General features: G+C 59.1%; 23 protein-coding genes and 1 pseudogene. 22 read left to right on the top strand and 2 right to left on the bottom strand.

The window, feature by feature from the left end; genetic code table 11:
* Positions 1–118 precede the first annotated feature (118 nt).
* Genes FAZ21_RS03115 through FAZ21_RS03095 form a run of 5 tightly spaced genes read left to right on the top strand, consistent with a single transcriptional unit; the run spans position 119 to position 5,705 of the window.
* Positions 119–1,705, top strand: a complete 1,587-nt coding sequence (locus FAZ21_RS03115; protein ID WP_136771822.1) for an ABC transporter substrate-binding protein — start codon at positions 119–121, stop codon at positions 1,703–1,705.
* A 51-nt stretch (positions 1,706–1,756) separates the two neighbouring features.
* The gene (locus FAZ21_RS03110; protein WP_136771821.1) at positions 1,757–2,767 is read left to right on the top strand and encodes an ABC transporter permease subunit; all 1,011 of its coding nucleotides are present in this window, start codon (positions 1,757–1,759) and stop codon (positions 2,765–2,767) included.
* A 16-nt stretch (positions 2,768–2,783) separates the two neighbouring features.
* A complete protein-coding gene (locus FAZ21_RS03105) occupies positions 2,784–3,689 on the top strand; it encodes an ABC transporter permease subunit (protein WP_136771820.1) in 906 nt (301 codons plus the stop codon).
* Positions 3,682–4,677 carry an ABC transporter ATP-binding protein gene (locus FAZ21_RS03100; RefSeq protein ID WP_136771819.1) on the top strand — a complete coding sequence of 332 codons (996 nt, stop codon included), beginning with the start codon at positions 3,682–3,684 and terminating at the stop codon, positions 4,675–4,677. Before FAZ21_RS03105 ends, FAZ21_RS03100 begins: the two co-directional genes overlap by 8 nt.
* Positions 4,674–5,705 carry a peptide ABC transporter ATP-binding protein gene (locus tag FAZ21_RS03095; RefSeq protein ID WP_136771818.1) on the top strand — a complete coding sequence of 344 codons (1,032 nt, stop codon included), beginning with the start codon at positions 4,674–4,676 and terminating at the stop codon, positions 5,703–5,705. The genes FAZ21_RS03100 and FAZ21_RS03095 overlap by 4 nt, the downstream gene beginning before the upstream one ends.
* Before the next feature lie 1,343 nt (positions 5,706–7,048).
* On the opposite strand, the gene FAZ21_RS20150 is transcribed toward FAZ21_RS03095, so the two are convergent.
* A complete protein-coding gene (locus tag FAZ21_RS20150) occupies positions 7,049–7,204 on the bottom strand; it encodes a hypothetical protein (protein WP_169307224.1) in 156 nt (51 codons plus the stop codon).
* Positions 7,205–7,605: 401 nt separating this feature from the next.
* Here FAZ21_RS20150 and FAZ21_RS03090 point away from each other — a divergent pair, with 401 nt between their 5' ends.
* The 8 genes and pseudogenes from FAZ21_RS03090 (at position 7,606) to FAZ21_RS03060 (ending at position 13,261) form a co-directional block, all read left to right on the top strand.
* On the top strand, positions 7,606–8,661 hold the full coding sequence (locus FAZ21_RS03090) for a hypothetical protein (RefSeq protein ID WP_136771817.1): 1,056 nt from the start codon (positions 7,606–7,608) through the stop codon (positions 8,659–8,661).
* Between the two features lie 618 nt (positions 8,662–9,279).
* Complete coding sequence (locus FAZ21_RS03085; protein ID WP_136771816.1) at positions 9,280–10,167, top strand: hypothetical protein; 888 nt, start codon at positions 9,280–9,282, stop codon at positions 10,165–10,167.
* A gap of 124 nt (positions 10,168–10,291) precedes the next feature.
* Entirely contained in the window at positions 10,292–10,705 is a 414-nt protein-coding gene (locus FAZ21_RS03080; protein ID WP_136771815.1) for a hypothetical protein, read from the top strand.
* Positions 10,706–11,198: 493 nt separating this feature from the next.
* Complete coding sequence (locus FAZ21_RS03075; protein ID WP_136771814.1) at positions 11,199–11,549, top strand: hypothetical protein; 351 nt, start codon at positions 11,199–11,201, stop codon at positions 11,547–11,549.
* Between the two features lie 124 nt (positions 11,550–11,673).
* On the top strand, positions 11,674–11,973 hold the full coding sequence (locus FAZ21_RS03070; protein ID WP_136771813.1) for a hypothetical protein: 300 nt from the start codon (positions 11,674–11,676) through the stop codon (positions 11,971–11,973).
* A gap of 113 nt (positions 11,974–12,086) precedes the next feature.
* The gene (locus FAZ21_RS21005) at positions 12,087–12,221 is read left to right on the top strand and encodes a hypothetical protein (protein WP_281279728.1); all 135 of its coding nucleotides are present in this window, start codon (positions 12,087–12,089) and stop codon (positions 12,219–12,221) included.
* Between the two features lie 19 nt (positions 12,222–12,240).
* Positions 12,241–12,291 (top strand): annotated as a pseudogene (locus FAZ21_RS21200) (hypothetical protein); the annotation flags it as partial.
* Positions 12,292–12,373: 82 nt separating this feature from the next.
* Positions 12,374–13,261: a hypothetical protein gene (locus FAZ21_RS03060; RefSeq protein ID WP_246038461.1), complete on the top strand. Its 888-nt coding sequence runs from the start codon at positions 12,374–12,376 to the stop codon at positions 13,259–13,261.
* 111 nt (positions 13,262–13,372) lie between these two features.
* On the opposite strand, the gene FAZ21_RS03055 is transcribed toward FAZ21_RS03060, so the two are convergent.
* A complete protein-coding gene (locus FAZ21_RS03055) occupies positions 13,373–14,350 on the bottom strand; it encodes a D-2-hydroxyacid dehydrogenase (RefSeq protein ID WP_169307222.1) in 978 nt (325 codons plus the stop codon).
* Positions 14,351–14,852: 502 nt separating this feature from the next.
* Here FAZ21_RS03055 and FAZ21_RS03050 point away from each other — a divergent pair.
* From FAZ21_RS03050 to FAZ21_RS03010, 9 genes are all read left to right on the top strand, one after another.
* Positions 14,853–16,283 carry a DUF3138 domain-containing protein gene (locus FAZ21_RS03050; RefSeq protein ID WP_136771810.1) on the top strand — a complete coding sequence of 477 codons (1,431 nt, stop codon included), beginning with the start codon at positions 14,853–14,855 and terminating at the stop codon, positions 16,281–16,283.
* Positions 16,284–16,826: 543 nt separating this feature from the next.
* Positions 16,827–17,894 (top strand): ABC transporter substrate-binding protein, encoded by a 1,068-nt coding sequence (locus FAZ21_RS03045; protein WP_246038460.1) that lies wholly within the window; start codon positions 16,827–16,829, stop codon positions 17,892–17,894.
* A gap of 10 nt (positions 17,895–17,904) precedes the next feature.
* Entirely contained in the window at positions 17,905–19,113 is a 1,209-nt protein-coding gene (locus FAZ21_RS03040) for an MFS transporter (RefSeq protein ID WP_136771809.1), read from the top strand.
* A gap of 4 nt (positions 19,114–19,117) precedes the next feature.
* Positions 19,118–19,957: an ABC transporter permease gene (locus FAZ21_RS03035; RefSeq protein WP_246038459.1), complete on the top strand. Its 840-nt coding sequence runs from the start codon at positions 19,118–19,120 to the stop codon at positions 19,955–19,957.
* Positions 19,958–19,967: 10 nt separating this feature from the next.
* On the top strand, positions 19,968–20,750 hold the full coding sequence (locus FAZ21_RS03030) for an ABC transporter permease (protein WP_136771808.1): 783 nt from the start codon (positions 19,968–19,970) through the stop codon (positions 20,748–20,750).
* 10 nt (positions 20,751–20,760) lie between these two features.
* Positions 20,761–21,897: an ABC transporter substrate-binding protein gene (locus FAZ21_RS03025; RefSeq protein WP_136771807.1), complete on the top strand. Its 1,137-nt coding sequence runs from the start codon at positions 20,761–20,763 to the stop codon at positions 21,895–21,897.
* 25 nt (positions 21,898–21,922) lie between these two features.
* Complete coding sequence (locus tag FAZ21_RS03020) at positions 21,923–23,020, top strand: ABC transporter substrate-binding protein (protein WP_136771806.1); 1,098 nt, start codon at positions 21,923–21,925, stop codon at positions 23,018–23,020.
* A gap of 18 nt (positions 23,021–23,038) precedes the next feature.
* A complete protein-coding gene (locus tag FAZ21_RS03015; RefSeq protein ID WP_136771805.1) occupies positions 23,039–23,887 on the top strand; it encodes an ABC transporter permease in 849 nt (282 codons plus the stop codon).
* Between the two features lie 127 nt (positions 23,888–24,014).
* The gene (locus FAZ21_RS03010; RefSeq protein WP_211243347.1) at positions 24,015–24,845 is read left to right on the top strand and encodes an ABC transporter permease; all 831 of its coding nucleotides are present in this window, start codon (positions 24,015–24,017) and stop codon (positions 24,843–24,845) included.
* Positions 24,846–24,969: the final 124 nt, after the last annotated feature.

Raw genomic sequence — 24,969 nt, 5'->3', positions numbered from 1 at the left:
CAAGCTATGTACCGCATGGTGGGGAATCACCTGATTCCGCAAAGCTGACGGCTTATCAAGATGGCGGACTGTCCGGGATCTCCGGCCCACCTCGTTTCGTCCGGCAAAGGAGCTTTACATGAATAAATACAGTCTGGCGCTCGGCGCCCTGCTTACCCTGTCGGCCGGCGGCGCCATGGCGGCCGGCACGCTGGTGTTCTGCTCGGAAGGCAGCCCGGCTGGTTTCGACCCGGCGCGTTATACCACCGGCACGGATTTCGATGCCTCCGCCGAGACCGTCTTCAACCGCCTGACCGAATTCGTGCGCGGCGAAACCGGTATCCGCCCGGCGCTGGCTGAAAAGTGGGCCGTCACCCCGGATGGCCTGACCTATACCTTCACGCTGCGCAAGGGCGTGAAGTTCCACACCACCCCCTATTTCAAGCCCACGCGCGACTTCAATGCCGACGATGTGGTGTTCACCTTCCAGCGCCTGATCGACAAGAACCACCCGTTCAACAAGGCTGCGCCGGCCCAGTATCCGTACGTGACCGACATGGGCATGGATACCAACATCGCCGCCGTCGAGAAGGTTGATCCGTACACCGTGCGCTTCAAGCTCAAAGCCGTGGATGCGGCCTTCCTGCAAAACCTGGCGATGTCGTTCTCATCGGTGCAGTCCGCCGAGTACGCCAGCCAGCTGCTCAAGACCAACAAGGCGGGCCTGATCAATACCCAGCCGATCGGCACCGGCCCTTTCGTGTTCAAGAGCTACCAGAAGGATGCGGTGATCCGCTTCGACGCCAACCCCAGTTACTGGCGCAAGGATGAACTGAAGCTCGATAAGCTGATCTTCGCCATCACTCCGGATGCCTCGGTGCGCTACCAGAAGCTGCAAAAGGGTGAATGCCACGTGATGGCGTACCCGCGCCCGGCAGACTTGAAGGGCATGCAGTCCAACCCGCAATTGCAGGTGCCCCAGCAGGCCGGCTTCAACCTGGGCTGGGTGTCGTACAACACCAAGCGCAAGCCGTTCGACAAGCTGGAAGTGCGCCAGGCGCTGGACATGGCCATCAACAAGAAGGCCATCATCCAGGCGGTCTATGCGGGTGCAGGCCAGTTGGCCACCAACCCGATGCCGCCCACCCAGTGGTCGTACAACAAGTCGCTGAAGGATGCGCCGTACGACGTGAACAAGGCCAAGGCGCTGCTGAAGAAGGCCGGCGCCGAGAAGCTCACCCTCTCGCTGTGGGCAATGCCGGTGCAACGGCCGTACAACCCCAACGCCAAGCTGATGGCCGAGATGATCCAGGCCGACTGGGCCAAGATCGGCGTCAACGCCAAGATCGTCACCTACGAATGGGGCGAGTACATCAAGCGCGCCAAGGCCGGCGAGGACGACACCATGCTGATCGGGTGGAGCGGCGACAATGGCGATCCGGACAACTGGCTGGGCGTGAACCTGGGTTGCTCGGCCGTTGGCGGCAACAATTACGCGCAGTGGTGCAACAAGGAGTTCGACGACCTGATCGTCAAGGCCCGCACCCTGACCAGCCAGGCCGAACGCACCAAGCTGTACGAGCAGGCCCAGGTGATCTTCAAGCGCGAAATACCGTTTACCCCGGTTGCGCACTCCACCGTCTACATGCCGATGAGCAAGAAGGTGGAAGGCTACAAGATCAGCCCGCTGGCACTGCATTCGTTCTACGGCGTGAGCCTCAAGTAACCGGAACGGGCGCCGGCCTCGTGCCGGCGCCACCCGCGAGAAACGCCACCCATGATCCAATTCCTGCTTAAGCGCATCGGCGTGGTGATCCCCACCTTCCTGGGCATCACCGTGCTGGCCTTCGCACTGATCCACATGATTCCGGGCGACCCGGTGCTGGTGATGCTGGGCGAGCGCAACATCGACCCTGTGTACTACCGCGAGGCCATGCACCGCATGGGCCTGGACCTGCCGTTATGGCAGCAGTACGTCAATTACCTGGGCCGCCTGCTGCACGGTGACCTGGGTACCTCGCTGATTTCGCAGACGCCGGTACTGGAAGAATTCCGCGCGCTGTTCCCCGCCACGCTGGAACTGTCTCTGGCGGCGATGGTGTTCGCCGTGGTGTTCGGCCTGGCCGCCGGCATCATGGCCGCCGTGAAGCGTGGCACCGTGGTGGACCACACCGTCATGGGCGCCGCGCTCACCGGTTATTCCATGCCGATCTTCTGGTGGGGGCTGATCCTCATCATGCTGGTGTCGGTGCACCTGGGCTGGACGCCGGTATCGGGCCGCCTCGACATCGAGTACGACATTGCCCCGGTCACCGGGCTGATGCTGATCGATACGCTGATTTCCGGCGAGCCGGGCGCGTTTGCCTCGGCGCTGGAGCACCTGATCCTGCCCGCCATCGTGCTCGGCACCATTCCGCTGGCGGTGATCGCGCGCATGACGCGCTCGGCAATGCTGGAAGTGCTGCGCGAGGACTACATCCGCACCGCGCGCGCCAAGGGTCTGTCGCGCAGCCGCGTCATCCTCAAGCATGCCTTGCGCAACGCGCTGATGCCGGTGGTCACCGTAATCGGCCTTCAGGTGGGCACCATGCTGGCCGGCGCGGTGCTGACCGAAACCATCTTTTCCTGGCCCGGCATCGGCAAATGGCTGATCGACGCCATCGGCCGCCGCGACTACCCGGTGGTGCAGGGCGGCATCCTGCTGGTGGCCAGCATGATCATCCTCGTCAACCTGCTGGTCGATCTGCTGTACGGCGTGATCAACCCGCGCATCCGGCATGCAAGATAGGGAGCCCGCTCCAGGTATGAGCAATACGACTTCCGCCGCGCTGACCGCGCCTGATTTCCCATCCCCGTTCGCCGAATTCTGGCGTGGTTTTTCGCGCAATCGCGGCGCCACCGCTGCGCTGGCCTTCATGGCGCTGCTGGTGCTGGCCGCGCTGTTCGCACCCTGGCTTGCCCCGCATAGCCCCATCGAACAATACCGCGACGCGCTGCTTACCCCACCGGCCTGGGCCGAGGGCGGGAGCTGGCGCTTCATCCTTGGCAGCGACGAACTGGGTCGCGACATCCTGTCCCGCCTGATCCACGGCGCACGCATTTCGCTCTGGATCGGCGTGGTCTCTGTGCTGTGCTCGATGATCCCCGGCGTGGTGCTGGGCCTGCTGGCCGCGTTCTACCCGACGCGCCTGGGCACCGTGATCATGCGGCTGATGGATATCATGATGGCGCTGCCGTCGCTGCTGCTGGCCGTGGCCATCGTTGCCGTGCTCGGGCCGGGCCTGGCCAACACCATGCTGGCCATTGCCATCGTGTCGTTGCCGTCCTACGTGCGGCTGACCCGTGCCTCGGCCATGACCGAACTGACGCGCGACTACGTGGTCGCCTCCCGGCTGGCCGGCGCGGGTACGCTGCGGCTGATGTTCAGCACCGTGCTGCCCAACTGCATGGCGCCGATCATCGTCCAGGCCACGCTGGGGTTCTCCTCCGCCATTCTCGACGCGGCCGCGCTGGGCTTCCTCGGCCTGGGCGCGCAACCGCCACTGCCCGAATGGGGCACCATGCTGGCCGCCGCGCGCGATTACATCGAGCGCGCCTGGTGGGTGGTCACTATGCCCGGGCTGACCATCCTGCTCACGGTGCTGGCGCTCAACCTGATGGGCGACGGCCTGCGCGACGCGCTCGACCCGCGCCTGAAACAACATGATTAGCGGAACCTCCATGCTGCTGGACATCAAGAACCTGGCCGTCACTTTCGGCAGCGGCCATGACCCGTTCCGGGCCGTTTCCGGAGTGGATCTGCAAGTAGCCCCTGGCGAGATCGTCGGCATCGTTGGCGAATCCGGCTCAGGCAAAAGCGTGACCATGCTGGCCGCCATGGGCCTGATCGACGCGCCCGGGCGCGTCACCGCCGACCAGCTCACCTTTGCCGGCCGCGATCTGCTGAGCATGAAGTCGCGCGAAAAGCGCGCTATCATCGGCGCCGAAATCTCGATGATCTTCCAGGACGCACAATCCAGCCTGAACCCGGCCTACACCGTTGGCGACCAGTTGCTGGAAACACTGGCCGAACACCAGAACCTGAAAGGCGCCGCCGCCCGCGCCCGCGCCCTGGAACTGCTGGAGCAGGTGGAAATCCCTGGCGCCAGATCGCGCCTGTCGGCCTATCCGCACCAGCTTTCCGGCGGCATGAGCCAGCGCGTGATGATCGCCATGGCCATCGCCTGCAATCCCAAGCTATTGATCGCCGACGAACCCACCACCGCGCTCGACGTCACGGTGCAGGCGCAGATCATGGAACTGCTGGTCAGCCTGCAACGTAGTCGCGATATGGCGCTGATCCTGATCACCCATGACCTGGCCGTGGTGGCCGAAGTGGCGCACCGCGTTGCCGTGATGTACGCCGGCGAAATCGTCGAAACCGCCCCGGTGCCACAGGTATTTGCCACCCCACGTCACCCGTACACCCAGGCGCTGCTGGCATCGATTCCCGAACACAGCAAAGGTGCCAGCCGCCTGAACACCCTGCCCGGCGTGGTGCCCGGGCGTTATGACCGCCCCAGCGGCTGCCTGCTGGTACCGCGTTGCCCCTATGCCGAGGACGCCTGTAGCCGCGCCCATCCCGAACTGGTGCTGGTGGGCGACGCGCAGGCGCGCTGCATCAAACCGCTCGACGACGAAGGAAAGCCACGGGCATGAGCGAACCGATGATGAACGACGCCCCGATCCTGGTCGTCGAAGACCTTTCCCGCCACTACACCGTGCGCCGTGGCCTGTTCCGTGGCACTGCCACTGTCAAGGCGCTCAACCGCGTATCGTTCTCGCTGTTGCCGGGCCGTACGCTGGCCGTCGTGGGCGAATCGGGCTGCGGCAAATCCACGCTGGCACGCCAGCTCACGCTGGTGGAAACGCCCAGCGGCGGCCACCTGAAGATCGCCGGGGTGGACGTGGCGTTGGCTGACCACGCAGCCCTCAAGACACTGCGTCCGCAGGTGCAGATGGTGTTCCAGAACCCCTACGCCTCGCTCAACCCGCGCAAGACCGTGGGCGCCACACTGGAAGAACCGCTCAAGCTCAACACCACGCTCAGCCAGGCCGAACGCCGCGAACGCGTGGCGCGCATGATCGACATCGTCGGCCTGCGCCCCGAGCACGTGCGGCGCTACCCGCACATGTTTTCCGGCGGCCAGCGCCAGCGCGTCGCCATCGCCCGCGCCATGATCCTGCAACCGCGCATCGTGGTGGCCGACGAACCGACCTCGGCGCTGGACGTCTCGATCCAGGCGCAGATCCTCAACCTGTTCATGGACCTGCAACAGCAACTGGGCACCAGCTACGTGTTCATCAGCCACAACCTGGCCGTGGTCGAACATGTGGCCGACGACGTGATGGTGATGTACTTCGGCAGCACCGTGGAATACGGCGACAGACAGACGATCTATAGCCTGCCGCTGCACCCCTACACCCGGGCGCTGCTGTCGGCCACGCCGACCATCCGCCTCGAAGACCGCCGCGCCAAGATCAAACTGCAAGGCGAACTGCCATCCCCCCTCAGCCCACCCACCGGCTGCGCCTTCCACACCCGCTGTCCCTACGCCATCGACCGCTGCCGCGCCGAAGTCCCACCGCTGCGCCCGGTATTGGGCCGGCTGGTGGCATGCCATCGGGCGGAGGATGTAGCGGCGGAGGAGGAAGTCAGTGCGCTGCAGGAAGGTATCAAAGCGTAAGTCACTGCTTCTTTCTACTGAGCGCACCGAGCAAGCCATGGCCCAAGATTGATTTGCGTCATGGCTTGTTTGCTTTTATCTTGCTCAACCGAAACCCCTTCCAGGGGAAGAGATGAAGAAAAAAAAACAAAGAATTTATCGCAGGAGGCGGTGTCATATTGACAACGATTTCAGTGGCAATCGCCTTGAATTTTGTTGTCCAGGTTTTGGAATTGGACAGTATTTCCAAGAGGGGGATATTTACGCATTTTAAGGTAATTGGGGCTTGCGTTCTTGCGATTCTACTTGGTTCTTGTACTTATTTTTTTTGGATCTATTTTTTGGAGAGAATTTCCAAAATTATTGGAATAAATCCTTATAAGGACCCAACCATCTAGATACTGGCGTTATCTAGGTTGGATGAAATGCAGGATGGAGTTACGACGACGGAGCTAGTGCTACCTTGCAGCTATACCACGGGCCTGCGGATCCTTGGGCACAAGCGCCAGATCAATGTGCTTGCCGTCGTCCTCATCGGGCAGCATGCTATCGGTGATAGACACCGATCTGCTTAAGGGTGTCGGCTACTAGTTGCCGTGCTTGCAGGCGGGTGTTGTGTTCAAGAGTTTCGGCACCTTCCATCAATTATTCTGCCCACAACAACGCAAGGTGGGGATGGTCGTCGGGTTTGCGCTGACCAGTTGATATTCCAGACAATGAAATTCGCTGCGCTGATTACCCAAGGGTCTGGGCATAGTCCTTCAGGAAGGGAAGAATCTCTCCTGGATCGAATTATTGCATCGGCTGCTCGACTTGAAAGATGATGAGTTGTTAGGGTTTGATGTTTTTGTAGAGCAATGTAAATATGGCACCTGCTCGCGCGCCACGCGCTTCCTAACAACAAAAAACCTCCTCATGGCCTCTTTTACTGCTTTCCTACGCGCCGCCCTCAGCGCGGCTGTACTCGGGCCCGCCATTCTGCAAGCCGCACCTGTTGATACCGGGGGTGGCGGTTCCTGTCACCACCATCGACTGCTTCAGCGAAGACCACAGCGCGGCGCGGCGTGGTAGCGAGCAGCGTCTGGTCGAAAACGTTGATCTCCTCACCGACGGTTTGGTATCAACATCCTGTTGTTCAGCCTGCGGGGGTGGGCGGAAGAATGAAATGCAACTTGAGGAAAAGATGGTGGGACAAGGGGGGCGAAATTGATTGACTTCTCAATGAGGAAATTTGGTGGTGTGAAGCCAATAATATCTATTGCCCTATTTCTGAATGGCTTGCTTTATTATCTGTACTTCTTTTCAGGATTTTCTCGGTTGGCGGCAAAATTTGACGTCTATTTTTTGTCTTTTCCTGCTGACATCTATTTTTTCATGCCCCACCGAGAGTGGAAGCTACCTTGCATATTCATTTCCTTTTTTATTTCATCTTTGTTTTGGAGTGCGGCTTTCATTTTGCTTCGTAGGTTGTCCGGATTTTCAAGATGGGCTGTTTTTGTTGGAATGGTTTTGTTTTTCATTGTTTCTGCGAAAATAATGGAACACTACATTTTTTCTGAATTTGAAGCTTTTTCAATATTTTTAAAAGGAACTCTCTAAATACACATCTTGAACTCTGTTGGTGTTGATGGCTTAGCGGCGGGTACGCCTAATAAGCGTGTCTCAGGTCAATGCTTGATCTCCAGTGCCCATCCTTATCCACCACATTCACCAGCGGTTGCCCATGCCGCCGCCGTTTCAGATTTCCCAACGCCACCGCTAAGGCACAGCGGGGAGGTGGTCGTGGTTCGGGACCAGTCACGGCTTGGCCCGCGCTGATCAGCCGACCCTGGGATGGGGCGGAAGCGAGTACGGCGTGATTCACCAACTGAAAAATGTGGCGTATTCCTATTTTGGCCCGAGGTAAGTTGGTAAGATTAAATTGATTGGCATAGCGGCGCATCAACGTGCTCTTACGGGAATCGTGCTGGCCGACCCGATGGTCGGCAAAGCAAGGGGCGGGGTGCCTATTGTGGAATGGAGTGGAGCAACGAGCCTCCGCTGTATTCAAAAAGCAAACAAATATCGGCTTATATATAAGAATGTAGCGAATGAAGAAATTTTTTTCTATCTGGTTTTGATACTCATATACCTGGTCGATATCTGGATGGTCACCTCAACTGGCATGACCTATTCAGATTACGTCGAAAAACAAAATAGGCTGTTCATGAAAACAGGCCATGATTATGAAATATTGATGTTCCAGGCCATGTCGAGTCGAAATTATGTGGTTGCTTCCAATGTGTTTCTGGAGGCTGAAAAAAAACAACAACATGGCTTGGAACTGATCTATTTGGCGGCGATATATTCCGGGCTTTATATTTTCTCCGACGTTCCGGAATCGGAACGAATTGCGTTGATTGACAAAGAAAAGGCATTGAAATATCTGCAGTTGGCGGATAAGTATTACCCAGACAATATCTCGGTCAGGTTTATTGATTTTTATTGGAATGGCTCAAAGCAAGAACAGATTGATAAATTGCTATCGGTTGATTATCAGCCTACTGGGAAACTAATCGCAAGATTGCTTGAAGGGGCTGCCAGTGAGGAGCTGGATTTTAGATACTATTCTGCTCAAACGGCAAATTGGCCGTCACTTGATTTTAGTGTGTTGTCGGTGGCTGCTCCTTTTTTTAGCAAAACAGCTCAATGTGGCAATGTGGAGAAAATAAAGTTATTTTCTCCCGGAAGGCCAATTAATTATCTTCCTTCTTTGGTTGATGTGGATGAAATAAATTATTCTGTTATTGATTTTAGGTTTCAAAGATTTTTGAAAAAATGCAATAAGAATTTTGTTAACTATAACTATAGAAAGAAAATTCTTGATGATGCTAAAAAATTTAAATTTATTGGAAACGAGCAGGGCGGCTTCTTGAATTCTGGTCAAGAAAATGCAGTGGTTGAAAGAGACGCCCAGTACTTGCGCGAAGTTAATTAGTTTTAGGCCATTTATAGTGAATTATTCATAAAGATTGCCTTTGTTTTGATGTAATTGTCTGGACACAATTCGGCATCGCGTGTAATTCCTGCATGGAGTTCACCTTTTTCTTTTGATTCGCCAGCGGCCACCTTGCAAACAAAGTGGCCGCTGGCTTCCTTGCCATCCGTTGCGGTTTCTCAGCTATTTCGCACTCTTGCGCAAAACTTCCCTCAATACCCTGCTCGCTTATCCACCACATTCACTAGCGGTTGCCCATGCCCCAGCCGTTTCAGATTTCCCAACGCCACCGCTAAGGCACAGCGGGGAGGTGGTAGTGGTTCGGGACCAGTCACGGCTTGGCCCGCGCTGATCAGGCGACCTTGGGACGGAAGCGAGTACGGCGTGATTCACCAACTGAAAAATGTGGCGTGTTCCTATTTTGGCCTTGGGTAAGTTGGTAAGATAAATTGATTGGCATAGCGGTGCATCAAGCTGCTCTTACGGGAATCGTGCTGGCCGCCCCGATGGACGGCAAAGCAAGGGGCGGAGTGCCTATTGTGGAATGGGTGGGAACAACGAGCCTCCGCTGTATTCAAGAGAAAAGCAAACGAATATCGGCTTATAAGAATGTAGCGAATGAAGAAATTTTCTTTCTATCTGGTTTTGATACTCATATACCTGGTCGATATCTGGATGGTCACCTCAACTGGCATGACCTATTCAGATTACGTCGAAAAACAAAATAGGCTGTTCATGAAAACAGGCCATGATTATGAAATATTGATGTTTCAGGCCATGTCGAGTCGAAATTATGTGGTTGCTTCCAATTTGTTTCTGGAGGCTGAAAAAAAACAACAACATGGCTTGGAACTGGTCTATTTGGCGGCGATATATTCCGGGCTTTATATTTTCGCCGACGTTCCGGAATCGGAACGAGTTGCGTTGATTGACAAAGAAAAGGCATTAAAATATTTGCAGTTGGCGGATAAGTATTACCCAGACAATATCTCGGTCAGGTTTATTGATTTTTATTGGAATGGCTCAAAGCAAGAACAGATTGATAAATTGCTATCGGTTGATTATCAGCCTACTGGGAAATTGATCGCAAGATTGCTTGAAGGGGCTGCCAGTGAGGAGCTGGATTTTAGATACTATTCTGCTCAAACGGCAAATTGGTCTTCCCTTGATCTTAGCGTTTTGTCTGTTTCGGCCCCGCTTTTTAGTAAAACAGCCCAATGCCGTAGTATAGAAAAAATCCGCTTGGTTTCTCCTGGAAGACCAAAGGATTATCTTCCGTCTATGGTGGATGCAGACGAAGTTAACTACTCCATACTTGATGCACGATTTCAAAGGTTTTTAAGAAAATGTGGGAAGAATTTTGTTGATTTCGACTACAGAAAGAAAATACTTGATGACGCCGAAAAATTTAAATCCATTACAAATGAGCAGGTTAACTTCTTGAATTCAGGCAGAAAAAATGCTGTGGTTGACAGAGATGCGGGCTATTTGCGAAAGCTTGATTAGTGCAGAGCCCTTTTAATTCCATTTTGTAAATTGCACCGTTGCTGTAGATCGCCTTCTGTCGAATCAATAAATTCAGATTGTGTTGCTATTTATTGGAATTTTCTAAATATGAAAAGGGAGCTTAATGGAAGGGGCTTTATTGATTTCGATACGGCTTATGCACAAGAATAGTAGCGTTGAGGCTATAAGCCGTGGCATGAGGGAACAACCTACTGGTAGCCACGAAGCAGGTAAACCACGCTTCACTCCTAAAGGAAAAAGGTTAAATGGATTTTATACTGAAACACATTGGTTTTATAGACTTGAAGGGAGAGATGATTCTAATGTTGATCTGGCGGTCGAGGCGGCTAATTTATGGCTCGAGGAAAGAGGCGATTTTGTGAAGGAATTTGTTTGTTCTGGTGGAACTGTTGACTATTACATCACTTTGGGCGCGGGGCGGTTTTGTGCTTTTGAATTGCCATTAAATTTGATAAATAAGTGCGCTGAGTTAGGCGTTAGTCTGGGGGTTGAGGTATTTCTGGAGGAAGAAGCATAGAGGCTTCCACGGTGTACGTTGGATAAAATGGGTTGTTCAGTTTCCATTTTCTTGTTCTTTTTAAGGTTATAAAAATGGCAAAAGGAAAAAATAGAAGCATACGATCATATTTTATATATGGTGTGTCCGCCATTTTCGTGATTTTCCCTCTGCTTGTTTACATAGCATGGCCGATGGTGGGGTGGATATATAATGTTTTTATGATATTTTTCCCTTTTCAAGCATTATTTTTGTTTCAGCTTTTGCTGGGTTTTGTGGATGTTGAGAATTTCTACGCTTTATACTTTTTCTATTTGATTTTTTTGCGGTTTGTTTTGCCTTGTTTTATAGAATTGAATCGAATTTGAAATTAATTGTAATTTACATTTTATGCTGTTTTTTTGTCCTATTTTTCGGCTGATTATATTTGGAAATATCAGTTGACCAAGGTCTTTAAAAAAATAACCGTGCAAATGGCAGCTCTGGAATAGGGGTTGAATGGATGATTTTCGGGGTGGGTCGTAAAACGTATTTTTTGATGGTTTCAATGATTTTCGCCATGTTCTTGCTGGGGTGTGGCGAAGGAAAAATTGAGAAGAATTATAAAATCCATGTGAGTCAGAGTTCATTCATGGAAGCCGCTTCTATATATTTGGAAGGTAGAGGGTTTTCTGTAATGGCAATGAATCTTGATGAGGGTATTTTGTGGATGCAAGATACGCATCTTGGTTCCGGGAGAGGGGATGTATACATATTTTCAAGAAGTATGGATATAGGCTCGATTAAAATAGTGGCGGGGCCGAATTTTCATGGTGGTGAGAAAAGATATGAGGAGTTGGTGCGTGAGCTTTTTAAAAATAAGTAAGAAAACATTTTAGCTCTTCTTGAACGCCAAGTGCTGAGGCTTTTGGTTTCCACAGGTGTGGCGGTAGAGTTGAACCAAATGATCGTTGATCAAATGGGGCGGATTATGTTGAATGACTATTTAAATGTGGGATGGATTTTCAAACTGCAATTGTGATTCTTGTGATGAAGGTTATCGTAGCGGCGAATTTCGTTGTGGCTACTATTTATTCTGGGTGTTGTTTGTATTTTATTTACAAATACAAACAGCTTCGCACTGCATCGCCACTGGCGCAGATTTTTTGGGTGCTAAGGAAAAAGAGGTTGGAGGGGAATGCGGGGGAAAAGATAGAAGCGCCTCTTTGGTTGAAACGGATGCTAATAACGGGCGGGTTCTATTTTTTGTCATGTGGGTGAGTTTTGCCGTGGGAATGATGACCACCTGATTGGTGTGGAGTTGCGCATGACTCCTGAAGCCTGCTTTTGTGATTGACCAGCATCGTTGTACAGACAAGGTGGCCGCTGGTTTTCTGCGGCTTCTCAGGTATTCCACGATATATTGTTTTGGCATACCAACGATCGCCTGTATGGCGAGAAGATGGTGGGCGCCAAGGATAAGAACATGCAGTGGTTTACCGGCAAACCGTTTGAGGACAAGCTCGGACTGAGCTACTACGGCGCGCGGGTGGTATGACCCGACCCCGGGGCGGTTCATGGCCATGGATCCGGTGGATTGGAAGGTTGCCAACCCGGTGTATAGCTTCAATCGATATGGGTACGCGAACTCCAATCTGTTGAATTTTGTTGATCCTGATGGGAGAGTGAGTGAAGGTGATAAGACGGGCTATGGCGTTACTTGTTTCAATGCTGATTGTTGTGTTTGCGCTTGTCTTTTCATTAAAAAAAGATGTGCCATATGCGCCATACAAAAGTTACCTGGAGAAGCAAGAAAAAGTATTTCTCGATGACAAGTACAGTTATGAAGCCACCATGTTGGGAGCGCTGGCGGCGCGAGATAGTCGAAAGGCATTGCGCTCCTTTTTGATTGCGGCTGGCTTCAAGCGGCATGGCCCTGAGTTGGTTTATTTGGCAGCTATTTATTCAGGTTTGTATATTATTCCAAGTGAGCCTGATGAGGTTCGAGCCAGCTTGGTAGATGGAGATCTAGCCAAGAAATATTACAATCTTGGGCGTCTTTATTACCCCAATAATATTTCGATTATGTTTATTGGCAATTATCTGGATTTTGAAGCCGGAAGATATCCAGAAGGGCCGGCCGTCAATAGACTTGATCCCACTTTTCTGGAAGTTTCGCGCTTGCTTGAAGCTGGGTTTGATCAAAAGTTAAGCTTTGATTTTTACGCGGCCCAGACTGCTAGTTGGATTTCATTGGATCTGGCGGTAATGTCGAAGGTGCTACCGCTGGCTCAAGGAAAGCTCAGTTGCAAGGCTTTTGCAAGCACTCCCGCTTATTCTCAAAAAAGGCCTAACAACTATCTTCCTTCATTTGTCAAAATGGACGAGGTTTTATATCTTCTTTTGGATATGAAGGTGAATAAGTTAAAAGAGCAATGTAATGAGGCTGCTGTGGTTGAAGTCGATCTTCACGACATCCATCAAGCTCAGGCCGATGGGGATGCTGTTGCCGACATGAAATTTGAGTATCTGGAAGGTGGGAAAATGAATTCGGTAGTGAGAATGGATGTTGAATATTTGATGTCGAAAAATAAATAAAGAACCACTATTTGTTTTTCAATGTGGCTGGTGTTTGCTTGTGCTGTTGGCGATTGGCTCTGATTTTTGAGGCCAATTATTCCAAAAGGATTTTTTCATTTTATTACCATCTTAATACCCCGCCCGCTTATCCACCACATTCACCAGCGGCCGCCCCTGGCGCAGCCGTTTCAAGTTGTCCAGCGCCACCGCCAGGGCGCGGTCGAAGTAGCGGGGGGATGCGCCGGCGGTGTGGACGGTGAGGATCACCTTCTCCGAGCGGCGCAGCGGGTGGTGGGGCGGCAGCGGTTCGGGGTCGGTCACGTCCAGGCCGGCGCCGGCCAGGCGGCCGTGGGTCAGGGCACCCAGCAGGGCGGCGTGATCCACCGAGCCGCCACGGCCCACGTTGTAGAAGTACGCGCCGCGCTTGAATTGGGCGAAGCGGCGCTCGTCGAAGAAGTGGCGGGTATTGGCGGTCAGCGGCAGCGCGGCGACCACATGGTCGGCCAGCGCCAGTGCGCGGTCGACGTCTTCGCTGCCGACAATGGCGGTTACGCCCTCGGGCGGCGGTGCGTTGTGGCGCTTCACGCCGATCACCGTCAGGCCCAGCGCGGCGGCGCGTAGCGCCAGTGCCTGGCCGATACGGCCGAATCCCACGATCACTAGCGTTTGCCCAGCCAGCTCGAACTGATCCAGGCGCGGATGATGCAGTGCCTGGTGGCGCTGGCTCTGCACCAGCCGGGGCAGGCCTCGGGCGAAGGCCAGCATCAACGCCAGCACGTGTTCGGCGATCTGGATGCCGTGGATGCCGCTGGTGTTGGTCAGTACTACGTCGCTTTCGACAAAACGCGGGGTAAGCCAGCGTTCCACCCCAGCGCCAAAGGTCTGCAACCAGCGCAGGCCGGGTGCGATCTCCAGCAGTTGCTCGCCATCCACTTCCCCCTGGCCGAACCACACTGCATCGGCGCTGGCCAGATCTGGGTCCGGGCGCAGGCGGTCGGTGCGGACCACGTGGGTATCGGGCGCCAGCAAGCGGATGCGCTCGATGGCGTCCTGGCCCAATTGCGGGCCGATCACCAGTTTGCGGGGCGGGGCGGCGAGGGCGGTCATGGCGGTCTCCACGGTGGCGGTCGATGGCCCCGCAGCAGAAAACATGCCACGCCGCTTGCCCGCGTTACCCGGCGTCTGCACCGCTGGCGGGCTGTTGCGCAGCCAGCACATTGTGGCGCGGGCTGCTGCAAAAGCGGCGTACGTAGCCTGCTTATTTCTGATTTTTCTATCGAAAACTCGTGGCACGCATTCTGCTTATAAGGTTCCACACCGATGCCGACGCCCGATTGGGCGGCGCGACCGATCCCCGTGGAGCCTGTATGCGCAAAGACCGTTTCTTCCTGTCCCGCCCGATGGCTGCCGGATTCTGTCCGCCTTGGAGCGACTGACCAAAGCCGGCGAAGCAGTCCTGGCAAGAAGCGCGAAACGCGGCCGTGCGCGAGTACAGCCGGTTCGCGCGGTACCGCCAGGAGGTTTTGCTGGTCGCTCCTAGTCGTCGGCAATGCGATGCCCGACCCATAGCAGGTCGGCATCGACAAGAACAAACCAGGGAGATACACCAATGCCACACCCCGCCAACTGGCTGGGCGCCGGGCTGGTCGCGCTTGCGAGCGCGGCGCAGGCGGCCCCCAGTACCGATGAATTGCAGAAGCAGATCGACGCCCTCCGCAGCACGGTAGAGGCGCTGCAACGTCAACTGGACGACGCACGTCGCGTGGAAACTGTCGCCGCACCATCGCCCGGTGCCATCGTGGCTGTCGAAACCGGCGCCGATCCGGCCTCGGTTGCCACCAAGGAAGACCTGGATGGCCTGCGCGCCGATCTGGAGAACTACAAGTACGAGCAGCAGCGCAATCGCGAGACCAAAACTGCCGTCACCAGCCGGGGCACCACCATCGGCGGCACCGTAGTGGCTCGCGCGTCGTATCAGGATGCGCCGACGCGCGCTGGTTCCACCGCCGTGACCGACGATCGTCGTTCCAGCTTCGATATTCCGACCGCAACGCTCAATTTCAGCGGCAGCTTGTATCGCGACTATGCCGAGGGCCGCAATCTGGATTACCGGCTGGCGTTCCAGTACGCCAAGAACAGCCCGGCCAACAACAACAGCAACTTCAACGTCACCGATGCCTACCTGCGCTACAGCCCGTTCCCCACGCTCACCGGGCTGGAGGAACCCAAGCTGACCATCACGCTGGGCCAGCAGCAGATTCCGTTCGGCCTGGAAGCGCAGGTGGGCGAGGAACTGCGGCCGGTGATCAACTCGGCGCAATTTCTCTCGGGGCTGGGCGTGGGCAATCGCCAGATCGGCCTGATCGTACGCGGCGACTACGACCCCTATGTGGACTACGGCTTCAACTACCGCGCGCCGTTGCTGGAATACGCCATCGGCGTGGTCAACGGCAACGGGCCGAACAAGTCGGACGACAACAGCGACAAGGATTGGCTGGCCCGGGCGGCGGTCACGCTGCCGGTGGATTACAACAGCCTGCTGCGTGAGCTGAAGATCGGCGCGTCCTGGTACAAGGGCAAGAAGAACCTGGCCGACAAGAACGGCGTGGTCACGCACGGCCGCAGCGATCGCTATGGCTTCGACGTCTATTACAACCACGATCCGTTCGGCATCACCTACGAGTTTGCCGAGGGCCGTGACGACTACCTGGGCAACAACGCCGTTGGCGGCACCACCAAGAGCCGGGGCCAGTACCTCACGCTGTTCTACACCTGGGGCGAGCAATGGGTGAAGAGCTTCCGTGGCCAGGCCAAGTACGACGACTGGTGGCCCAAGTCGTACCAGGCCTTCCTGCGCTGGGACCAATTCGATCCCGACCGCAGCAAGGCTGGCGACCGCACCACCATCAGCACCGGCGGCCTCAACGTGTTCTTTGCCGAGACCACCAAGTTTCAGCTCAACGTGAACCACTACGCCTACGACGATGCGGCGCGGGAGAGCGTGAATGAGTACTTGGCTCAATTCCAGTTCGGGTTTTGAGGGGCTGGGATGAGATTGGTCACGTTTATTGAAAAGTACACGGTATCGGGCACCCGGCAGAGCCGGGCGCTTCGCGGTGGGTGGATTGCGAGCATCGCCCCTCAAAACCCGAACCCTTATTCATTCCACTCCCCCCGCCCTCGCCGCCGCGAGGGAGCCTCGCTGCGCTCGTGGCTGGGTCTGTTCGCGTTGGCTGTGGGCCAGGCAACGGGCGTGATTGGGCGGAGCCGAGCGCTTCGCCGTGGGTGGAGTGCGGGTATCGCCCCGCAAAACCCCAGCCCTGATTCGCTCCACTCCTTCCATCCTCGCCGCCGCGAGGGGGCCTCGCTGCGCTCGCGGCTGGGTCTGTTCGGGTTCGTGGTGGATCAGGGTCTGGCTGCGATTGGGCGGCGCTGGGCACGGCACGCCGGTTGGCGTGCGAGTGCCGCCCCTCGAAGCCCCAACCCCGATTCACGCGATCCGTCATTGCGTGGCGAGCAGGCTGAAATCCCCTTTGCCCGAACGATTACATCTTTGCCATCCCCCATCACATTGAGAGAACCAATGACTGTTACCGCAATCCTGGGCCGCCTGCTGGGGCTGGCCGCTTTGACGCTTTTCCTGGTGGTGCCCGTGCACGCCGAAGACAAACCGGCGGTGATCCGCATTGCGTTTTCCGGTGCCGGCACCGGTGGGCGGCCATTGGGCAGCGGGACCACGCTGGCGGTGGCGCATCAGTTGGGTGCAATCGAAAAGGAGCTGAAGGCCGACAACATCAAGGTGGTGTGGAACTTCCTGCCCGGCGCCGGCCCGGCTACCAATGAGGCACTGGCCAGCGGGCTGGTCGATTTTGCGTACCACGGCGATCTGCCGCTGATCGTGGGGCGTTCCACTGGGCTGAAGCACAAGATCATCTTTGGCCTGGGCCGCTTTGGGGCCACGTATCTGGTGGTGCCATCCGATTCACCGGCCACTACGCTGGCCGATCTCAAGGGCAAGCGCATCGGTGTGTTCAAGGGCACGGCCAACCAGCTCACGCTGAACCGTGTGCTGGAGAAATACGGCCTGACCGAGAAGGACTTCAAGGTCATCAGCATGAACACCGACACCGCCAAGGCGGCGCTGGCCACCAAGGATATCGACGGCTACATCACCACGCCGTTCGATTTGCAGGCGCGCGGCATCGCCAGGACGCTGCTGGAGATCAAGCGCGATCCCAAGATCACCAGCATCGGCACCTTCTGGGTCACCGACGAGTTCGAGCAGAAATACCCGCAGATCACGCAGAAGGTGGTCACCGCGCTCACCCGTGCCACGTTCTGGGCCTCCGAAGAAAAGAATCGCGATCAGGTGTTCAAGTACTGGGCGGCGGCGGGCAGCACGCCGTATGGCGATTTCGTAAAGGGCTGGGCTGGTTACACACTGAAAGAGCGCAACAACCCGCTGCTGGACGATTACTACGTCGCCAGCCTGAACAAGGCCATCGACGAAGCGCAGCGCTACCGGCTGATCCGGCGGCCGGTAGCGGTGGATGGCTGGATCGAACCCAAGTACCTGAACGCTGCGCTCAAGGAGTTGAAGCTGGAAGGCTACTGGGATCAGTACGATGCCAACGGCAACATCAAGAAATGACGGACGCGCCGTGAACGCCTTCTACCAGCGACATCGCTTCCTGCTGGCCTTCGTGCTGCTGTCCTCCGTGGCCGGGCTGTCGGTGGGCGTGGCCAAGGTGGCCACCTCGCTGTACGCGCTCGATCTGGCGGCCAGCGAGCTGGAGCTGGCGCTGATCGCCGGCGCGCAGAGCGTGGGCATCCTGCTGATGAGCATGCCCATCGGCGTGCTGGTCGACCAGCTCGGCCCGCTGCGGCTGTTCGTGTTCGGCTCCATCACCGCCGGGTTGCTCTACCTGGCGACGCCGCTGGTGGCGGCCCCGGCCTTTCTCGCCGCCACCGCAGTGGCGATCAGTCTGTGCATGCCGTGCCGCTTCGTCTCGCTGAACGCGGTGTTCATGCAGCAACTGGAGCGCGTGGGCGTGGCCAAGGCTGGCTGGTTTCGCGGCACCCACATGATCGGCATGTTCTTGCTGGGGCCGTCGCTGGCGGTGGCGGTGATCGCGGCGGTGCATTACGCCGGCACCTACACCCTGATCGGCGTGGCGTTCTTCGGTACCGCGTTGCTGGCGCCGCTGGTGATGCGTCACTACGCCCCCGGTCCGGCGCGCACGCTGTCGTGGCGCGAGCTGCGGGCGCAGTTCGGCCTGCTGTGGCGCGACCGCGAGTTGCGCCGTGTCGGCCTGGTGGAGTTCGCCGGGCAGGCAGTCAACCAGTACTACGGCTTCTTCATCGTGATCATCGCCTTGCAGCACTACCGCTTCGCCTCGGCCGGCGCCGCCGCGCTGCTCACGGTACAGGGCGCAGCCTTCGTACTGGCGCTGTTCACCCTGGGCGTGCTGCTGCATCGCATCGGCGAGCGGCGCTTCCTGCTGGCCGGCTTCGCCCTGGTGACGCTGGCGCTGCTGGGTCTGGGGCTGACCGACCGCGCCGCGTGGCTATGGCCGGGCGCGGCGGCGCTGGGCCTGGGATTGGGCATGGTGCAGACCGCCAACCTGTCGCGCTTCGCCCGCATCGGTGGCCGGCTGGGGCGCGGCCGCGTTGCCGGCATCAATGCCTTCGTCGGCCCGGCCGGCGGGCTGGTTGGCAGCGTGGTGGGCGGCTGGGTCGGGCATCTGTTCGGCCTGCAATTCACCTTTGTGCTGTTCGCCCCGCTGTTCCTCGCTTTTGGCTGTCGGGCGTGGCTGCGCCGCTGTAGCGGTCCCGCACGTCCGCAGTTCGAACAAGCTCTTCAGGAGTAACCGCATGACATCACTCACCAATACGCTAGGCCCGTTGCCATTGGCGACGTCCGCATCCTGGCCGGCGCGGCTGGCGGCGCCGTTGCGTCGCGCCGGGCACTGGGCTGCCGGTCTGCTGCTGCCGCTGGCGCTGTTCGCGCTGTGGCAATACGCGGTGGACCGCCAATGGCTGGCTGAGCAGATCCTGCCGCCGCCGTCGCTGGTCTGGCAGTCGCTGGGCGAGCTGTGGCACAGCGGTGAATTGCGCGACCACCTGGCGATCAGCCTTACCCGCGTCGGCTGGAGTGTGCTGCTCGGCGGCGGCGCCGGGCTGGCGTTGGGGGCCGCGCTGGGCCTGTCGCGCAGCGCGCGCGCCTATCTGCTGCCCAGCTTTGAGCTGGTGGCGCAGTTTCCAGTGGTGGGCTGGGTGCCGCTGCTGATCGTGTTCCTCGGTATCGACGAGGCGCTGAAGGTGGCCGCGATCTCGCTGGCGGTGCTGGTGCCGGTCACCGTCAACACCCATCGCGGTATCGCCGGGATTCCGCGCCCGCTGCTGGATGTGGGCCGCGTCTACCGCTTCACCGTGCCCCAGACGCTGTGGCGCGTAGTGCTGCCGGCCGCCGCGCCCAGCCTGTTCAACGGCTTGCGCCAGGGCGTGATGCAGGCATGGTTGACGCTGGTATTCGTCGAGCTGCTCGCTTCCAGCGAGGGCATCGGCTACCTGATGGTGTGGGGGCGGCAACTGCTGCAACTGGATCTGGTGGTGGTCGCCATGCTGGCCATCGGCGCGGTGGGGCTGGCGCTGGATCTGGCATTGCGCTGGGCGGAATCTCGCCTGGCGTCATGGCGCCGTGGCGCGTTCTGAGGAGGCCACGATGACCACTGCCTCCCGCGCTTTCCGCCGCGACTATCGCGGCCTGGTGCCGCCCGCGCTGCTGCTGTTGTTCTGGTTCGTCGCCGGCCGCCTGGGCTGGACCAACCCGACGCTGATTCCGCCGCCCGAACAGGTGCTGGCGGTGGCGTGGCAATACCTGGGCAGCGGCGAGCTGTTCCGCGCACTGGCGGCCAGCCTGGCGCGCGACCTGGGCGGCTTCGCGCTTGGCGCGCTGGCCGGCATCGGCCTGGGCGTGCTGCTCGGTGTGTCGCGCTGGGCCGAACGCCTGCTCGGTCCCACCTTCCACACACTCAAGCAGATTTCGCTGTTCGCGTGGATTCCGCTGCTGTCGATCTGGCTCGGCTACAACGATGTCTCGCGCGTGGTGTTCATCGCCGTGTCCGCCTTCTACCCGGTGGCGCTGGCCACTTTCGAGGGCGTGCGCGGCGTGACCCGCGCCCAGTTCGAGGTGGCGCGTGTCCATGGCTTCACCGCACGCCAGCGCCTCACTCGCCTGATCCTGCCGGCCGCCGCGCCGCAGATACTCACCGGCCTCAACCTGGGGCTGGTCTACGCCTGGCTCGCCACCATCGGCGCCGAATTCCTGCTGCCCGCCTACGGCGACATCGGCCTGGGCGATAGCGTGATCCGTGGTCGCGCCGCTTTCAATGTGGCGCTGGTGATCTTTGGCATGCTCGCCATCGGCGGCGTCGGCGTCGCGCTCAACCGTGTCTTCCGCCGCCTGGAGCGCCACCTGCTGCGCTGGCGCGGCGATCATCGATGAGGACTTCCCCATGATCCGTCATGTCTTTGCTGTGCTGCTCGCCGTGCTGGCGGGCGTCATCTCCGCCGCCGAGGCTCCGCCTCAGCCGGCCACACCTGGGGCGGCCCCACCTCAGCTGGCCGCACCCAAGGTGGTGCGCATCGGCGTTGCCTCGCCAGCGGTGGGTAACCCACCGGTCTATACCACCGGCTCGCTCGGCCTGGCCCGCTACAAGGGCTGGATCGAGGAGGAACTGAAGGGCAGCGGCACCCAGGTGCAGTGGTTCTTCTTCAAGGGCGCCGGCCCGGCGGTGAACGAAGCGCTGACCAACAAACAGCTCGACCTGGTGTTCCAGGGCGACCTGCCGGCCATCATGGCGCGCGCCGCAGGGCTCAAGACCCGGCTGGTGCTGCCGGTATCGATCCGCAGCAACGTCTACCTGCTGGTGCCGCCCGATTCGCCGATCCGGGGCATCGCCGACCTCAAGGGCAAGCGGGTATCGATCTTCCGCGGCACCAACGCCCACCTGCCGGTGAACCGCATCCTGTCCGCGCACGGCCTGTCGGAACGTGACCTGCGTGCCATCAATTTCGACAATGCCTCGGCCCAGGCTGCGCTCACCACCCGCGATATCGACGCTGCCTTCCTCGGTGTGGAGTCGCTCAAGCTGGTGGAGCAGGGTGTGGCGCGCATCGCCTACAGCACCCAGGGCGGCCCGGCGGTGCTCACCCGCCAGAGCGCACTGCTGGCCAGCGACGACTTTGCCGCGCGCCATCCCGACACCGTCCGCCGCGTGGTGCGCGGCGTGGTGCGTGCCGCCTACTGGGCATCGGATGACACCCACCGCGCCGAGGTGTTCAAGGTGTGGAGTCTGATGGGCTATCCGCTGTCCAGCTTCGAAACCGACTACCGCGGCCAGTCGGTGAAGGCGCGCGTCTCGCCGCTGTTCGATCCGTTTCTGGTTGGCCGCTACCAGGACGCGGTGAGCGGCGCGCAGCAGTTCCGCCTGGCGCGCGGCAAGGTGGATGTGGCGGCGTGGATCGACCGCCGCTTCGTCGACGCCGTGCTCAAGGAACTGAAGCTGGAGCACTACTGGACCCCGCTCGATGCCCAGGGCCGGCCCATAGGGCGAATCGGCCTAACCACTCGCAGCGCCAGCGCTCGCTGATCCCTCACGGAACGGAGACACCCCCATGACCCTGTCCAGACTGTTGTTCGCCACCGTCGCTGCCTTGTGGCTGGCGCTCGGCCAGGCCGCGCCCGCGCCGCAGACCATCCGCATCGGCGTGGCATCACCCACCGTTGGCAGCCCGCCGATCTTCACTGCTGGGCCGTTTGGCATCGCCTATAGCAAGGGCTGGCTGGAGCAGGAATTCAAGCGCGACGGCATCAAGGTCGAGTGGTTCTTCTTCAAGGGCGCCGGCCCGGCGGTGAACGAGGCGCTGACCAACCGCCAGCTTGACTTCGCGTTGCAGGGCGACCTGCCCTCCACGGTGGGACGCTCGGTCGGGCTCAAGACCCGCATCCTCGCCATGCAGGGCGTGCGCACCAATCTCTATCTGGCGGTGCCGCCCGATTCGCCGATCAAATCGGTGGCGGATCTGAAGGGCCGCAAGGTGGGCATTTTCCTGGGCACCAACCTGCAACTACCGAGTGACCGCGTACTGGCCGACCATCAGTTGAGCGAGCGCGACCTGCGCGTGGTCAACCTGGACCTGGCCGGTATCGACAACGCCCTCATCACTCGCAACATCGACGCCGGCTTCACCGACCAGCGCGTGCTCAAGCTGCGCGACAAGGGTCTGGCGCGCATCGTCTACACCACGCGCGGTACCGCGCCGCGCTATACCCGGCAAAACGCGTTGCTGGTGGCCGACGACTTCGCCAACCGCTACCCGGATGCCACCACCCGTGTGGTGCGTGCGCTGGTGCGAGCCTCCCGCTGGGTGTCCGATCCGGCCAACGAGGCCGAGACCTACCGATTGTGGGCGCAGATGGGCGTACCCGAATCGGTGATCCGCGAAGACCTTTCCGGCGAGCCGCTGCGTAGCCAGTTCAGCCCGCTGCTCGACGATTTCGCCGTCGCCCGCTACCGCGACGTGGCCGACGGCCTGCTGGCGCTCAAGCTGGTACGCCGCCCGGTGGCGGTACCCGACTGGTTCGACCACCGCTTTCTCGACGCCGCGCTCCAGGCCGAGGGCCTGACCGGCTACTGGCTGCCGGTGAATGCGGCCGGCAGCAATGTCGCCCGGGCCGCGCCTGCCCCCAAGGCCGGCCAGGCCAAATCCTGATCCGACGGAGCACCGCCCATGTCCGCCTATTCTTCCGTGCTTACCCTCGACCCGGTGCTACCGACGCAAGCCGCCACGCCGACCCCGCGCCCTCGCCGTCGGCTGTGGTCCGCGCTGGGCCGCGCGTTGCTGGCCTGGCCGTTCCCACTGGCGGTGCTGCTGCTGTGGCAACTGGCCGCCACCTACGAATGGGTGCCGTCGCAGATCCTGCCATCGCCCGCCACTGTCGCTGGCACCTTCGCCGACCTGTGGCGCAGCGGCGAGTTGCAGGACAACACCGCCATCAGCCTGTGGCGCGTGCTGTGGGGGTTCTCCGCTGGCGCCACCCTCGGCTTCGTACTGGGCGTGGCGATGGGCCTGTCGCCGCTGACCAAGGATTACCTCTACCCCACCTTCAAGACCTTCGCCCAGGTGCCCGCGCTGGGCTGGCTGCCGCTGCTGATGATGCTGGTCGGCATCGATGAGGCACTGAAGATCATCCTGATCGCCAAGGCCTCGCTGGTGCCGATCGCGCTCAACACCTACAAGGGTCTGCAAAACGTGCCCACCACCCAGATCGAGCTGGCTAGGGTGTACCGCTTCAGCCGCTGGCAATTGCTGCGCCACGTGGTGCTGCCGTCGGCCTTCCCGCCGATCTGGAACGGCGTGCGCTATGGCCTGACGCATGCGTGGCTGGCGCTGGTGGGGGTGGAGTTGCTGGCGTCCAGCGAGGGCCTGGGGTTCCTGATCGTGTATGGCCGGCAGTTGTATCAGCTGGATGTGGTGCTGGCGGCGGTGGTGGTGGTGGGCGCCATCGGCTGGGCGCTGGATCGGGTGCTGGCGGTGATCGAGAAGCGGTTGTTGCGGTGGCGAGTGGAGGGGTTTTGATGGCTTTGACTGCAACCGCAAGGGCTTCAATCCGCCGCGCCCCCAAGGCGCTCAGCATTTCAGGCGTTGAAGGTGCCATCGAAAGCGCCATCGCATCGCGTCCCCAACTCATGAACAAGGACCAGCCATGACCCGCTCCACCCAACCCATATCCTCCCCTGGCCGTTGGCCACACTGGCTGCACCCCGCCGCAGTGCCCAAGCCCCTGCGCGGCTGGGTGATCCCCGTGATGCTGCTCACGCTGTGGTGGGCGGCGTTCCGTTTTGGCTGGACCACCTCGCAACTGTTCGTGCCGTTGTCCAAGGTGGTCGATACCGGGCTGCGCATGGCGGGCAGCGGGGAACTGGCGCATGCGCTGGGCGCCAGCCTGTATCGCATGGTGCTGGGCTTCGTCATCGGCACAGCAATCGGGCTGGCGGTGGGGACGGCGCTAGGGGTGTCGCGGCTACTGGAAAACCTGATCGGGCCCACGTTCCACACGCTGAAGCAGGTATCGCTATTCGCCTGGATTCCACTGATCTCGCTGTGGTTCGGCCTGGGCGATCTGGCCAAGATCGCATTCCTGTCGCTGGCCGCGTTCTTCCCGGTGGTGCTCAACACCTTCGAGGGCATCCGTAGCGTGCCGCGCGCACACCTGGAGGTGGCGCGGGTGTTTGCCTTCGGGCCGTGGCAGGTGTTCGCGCGGGTGGTATGGCCGGCAGCCCTGCCATCGATCTTCACCGGTATCTACCTGGCGCTGATCTACGCCTGGCTGGCTACGCTGGGCGCGGAGTACCTGCTCACCTCGGGCTCGGGCATCGGCAATCTGCTGGTCGATGGCCGCGAGCATTTCTGGATGGATCAGGTACTGCTCGGCGTGCTGGTGGTTGGCGCGGTCGGCTTCGCCCTCAACTGGAGCGCCAGCCAGCTGGAGCGCCGGCTACTGGCGTGGCGCGGTCGCTCGACCGCGCAGTTTTGATGCACCTGCCTGGATGGTTTTGCACGCTTCGGTGGTGGATCACTACACCGCAGCCCCGCCAAGCCGGTAGCGCTACCAGGCTGGGAATGTCGGCAATGGCACTCCCAGGTTGATTCCACTCCTC

Source organism: Chitiniphilus eburneus, from assembly GCF_005048205.1.
GTDB classification, from domain to species: Bacteria; Pseudomonadota; Gammaproteobacteria; order Burkholderiales; family Chitinibacteraceae; genus Chitiniphilus; species Chitiniphilus eburneus.
This window is presented reverse-complemented; position numbering and strand designations above follow the sequence as displayed.

What these genes read in the sequence shown, in the direction of transcription:
- FAZ21_RS03080 (WP_136771815.1), top strand. Translation starts at nt 10,292, where the DNA reads ATGGAAGGGGCTTTATTGATTTCGATACGGCTTATGCACAAGAATAGT.
- FAZ21_RS03055 (WP_169307222.1), bottom strand. Translation starts at nt 14,350, where the DNA reads ATGACCGCCCTCGCCGCCCCGCCCCGCAAACTGGTGATCGGCCCGCAA.
- FAZ21_RS03035 (WP_246038459.1), top strand. Translation starts at nt 19,118, where the DNA reads ATGACATCACTCACCAATACGCTAGGCCCGTTGCCATTGGCGACGTCC.
- FAZ21_RS20150 (WP_169307224.1), bottom strand. Translation starts at nt 7,204, where the DNA reads ATGAAAAACAAAACCATTCCAACAAAAACAGCCCATCTTGAAAATCCG.
- FAZ21_RS03045 (WP_246038460.1), top strand. Translation starts at nt 16,827, where the DNA reads ATGACTGTTACCGCAATCCTGGGCCGCCTGCTGGGGCTGGCCGCTTTG.
- FAZ21_RS03050 (WP_136771810.1), top strand. Translation starts at nt 14,853, where the DNA reads ATGCCACACCCCGCCAACTGGCTGGGCGCCGGGCTGGTCGCGCTTGCG.
- FAZ21_RS03105 (WP_136771820.1), top strand. Translation starts at nt 2,784, where the DNA reads ATGAGCAATACGACTTCCGCCGCGCTGACCGCGCCTGATTTCCCATCC.
- FAZ21_RS03095 (WP_136771818.1), top strand. Translation starts at nt 4,674, where the DNA reads ATGAGCGAACCGATGATGAACGACGCCCCGATCCTGGTCGTCGAAGAC.
- FAZ21_RS03025 (WP_136771807.1), top strand. Translation starts at nt 20,761, where the DNA reads ATGATCCGTCATGTCTTTGCTGTGCTGCTCGCCGTGCTGGCGGGCGTC.
- FAZ21_RS03100 (WP_136771819.1), top strand. Translation starts at nt 3,682, where the DNA reads ATGATTAGCGGAACCTCCATGCTGCTGGACATCAAGAACCTGGCCGTC.
- FAZ21_RS03110 (WP_136771821.1), top strand. Translation starts at nt 1,757, where the DNA reads ATGATCCAATTCCTGCTTAAGCGCATCGGCGTGGTGATCCCCACCTTC.
- FAZ21_RS03070 (WP_136771813.1), top strand. Translation starts at nt 11,674, where the DNA reads ATGTGGGATGGATTTTCAAACTGCAATTGTGATTCTTGTGATGAAGGT.
- FAZ21_RS03010 (WP_211243347.1), top strand. Translation starts at nt 24,015, where the DNA reads ATGACCCGCTCCACCCAACCCATATCCTCCCCTGGCCGTTGGCCACAC.
- FAZ21_RS03015 (WP_136771805.1), top strand. Translation starts at nt 23,039, where the DNA reads ATGTCCGCCTATTCTTCCGTGCTTACCCTCGACCCGGTGCTACCGACG.
- FAZ21_RS03060 (WP_246038461.1), top strand. Translation starts at nt 12,374, where the DNA reads ATGGCGTTACTTGTTTCAATGCTGATTGTTGTGTTTGCGCTTGTCTTT.
- FAZ21_RS03085 (WP_136771816.1), top strand. Translation starts at nt 9,280, where the DNA reads ATGAAGAAATTTTCTTTCTATCTGGTTTTGATACTCATATACCTGGTC.
- FAZ21_RS03020 (WP_136771806.1), top strand. Translation starts at nt 21,923, where the DNA reads ATGACCCTGTCCAGACTGTTGTTCGCCACCGTCGCTGCCTTGTGGCTG.
- FAZ21_RS03030 (WP_136771808.1), top strand. Translation starts at nt 19,968, where the DNA reads ATGACCACTGCCTCCCGCGCTTTCCGCCGCGACTATCGCGGCCTGGTG.
- FAZ21_RS03115 (WP_136771822.1), top strand. Translation starts at nt 119, where the DNA reads ATGAATAAATACAGTCTGGCGCTCGGCGCCCTGCTTACCCTGTCGGCC.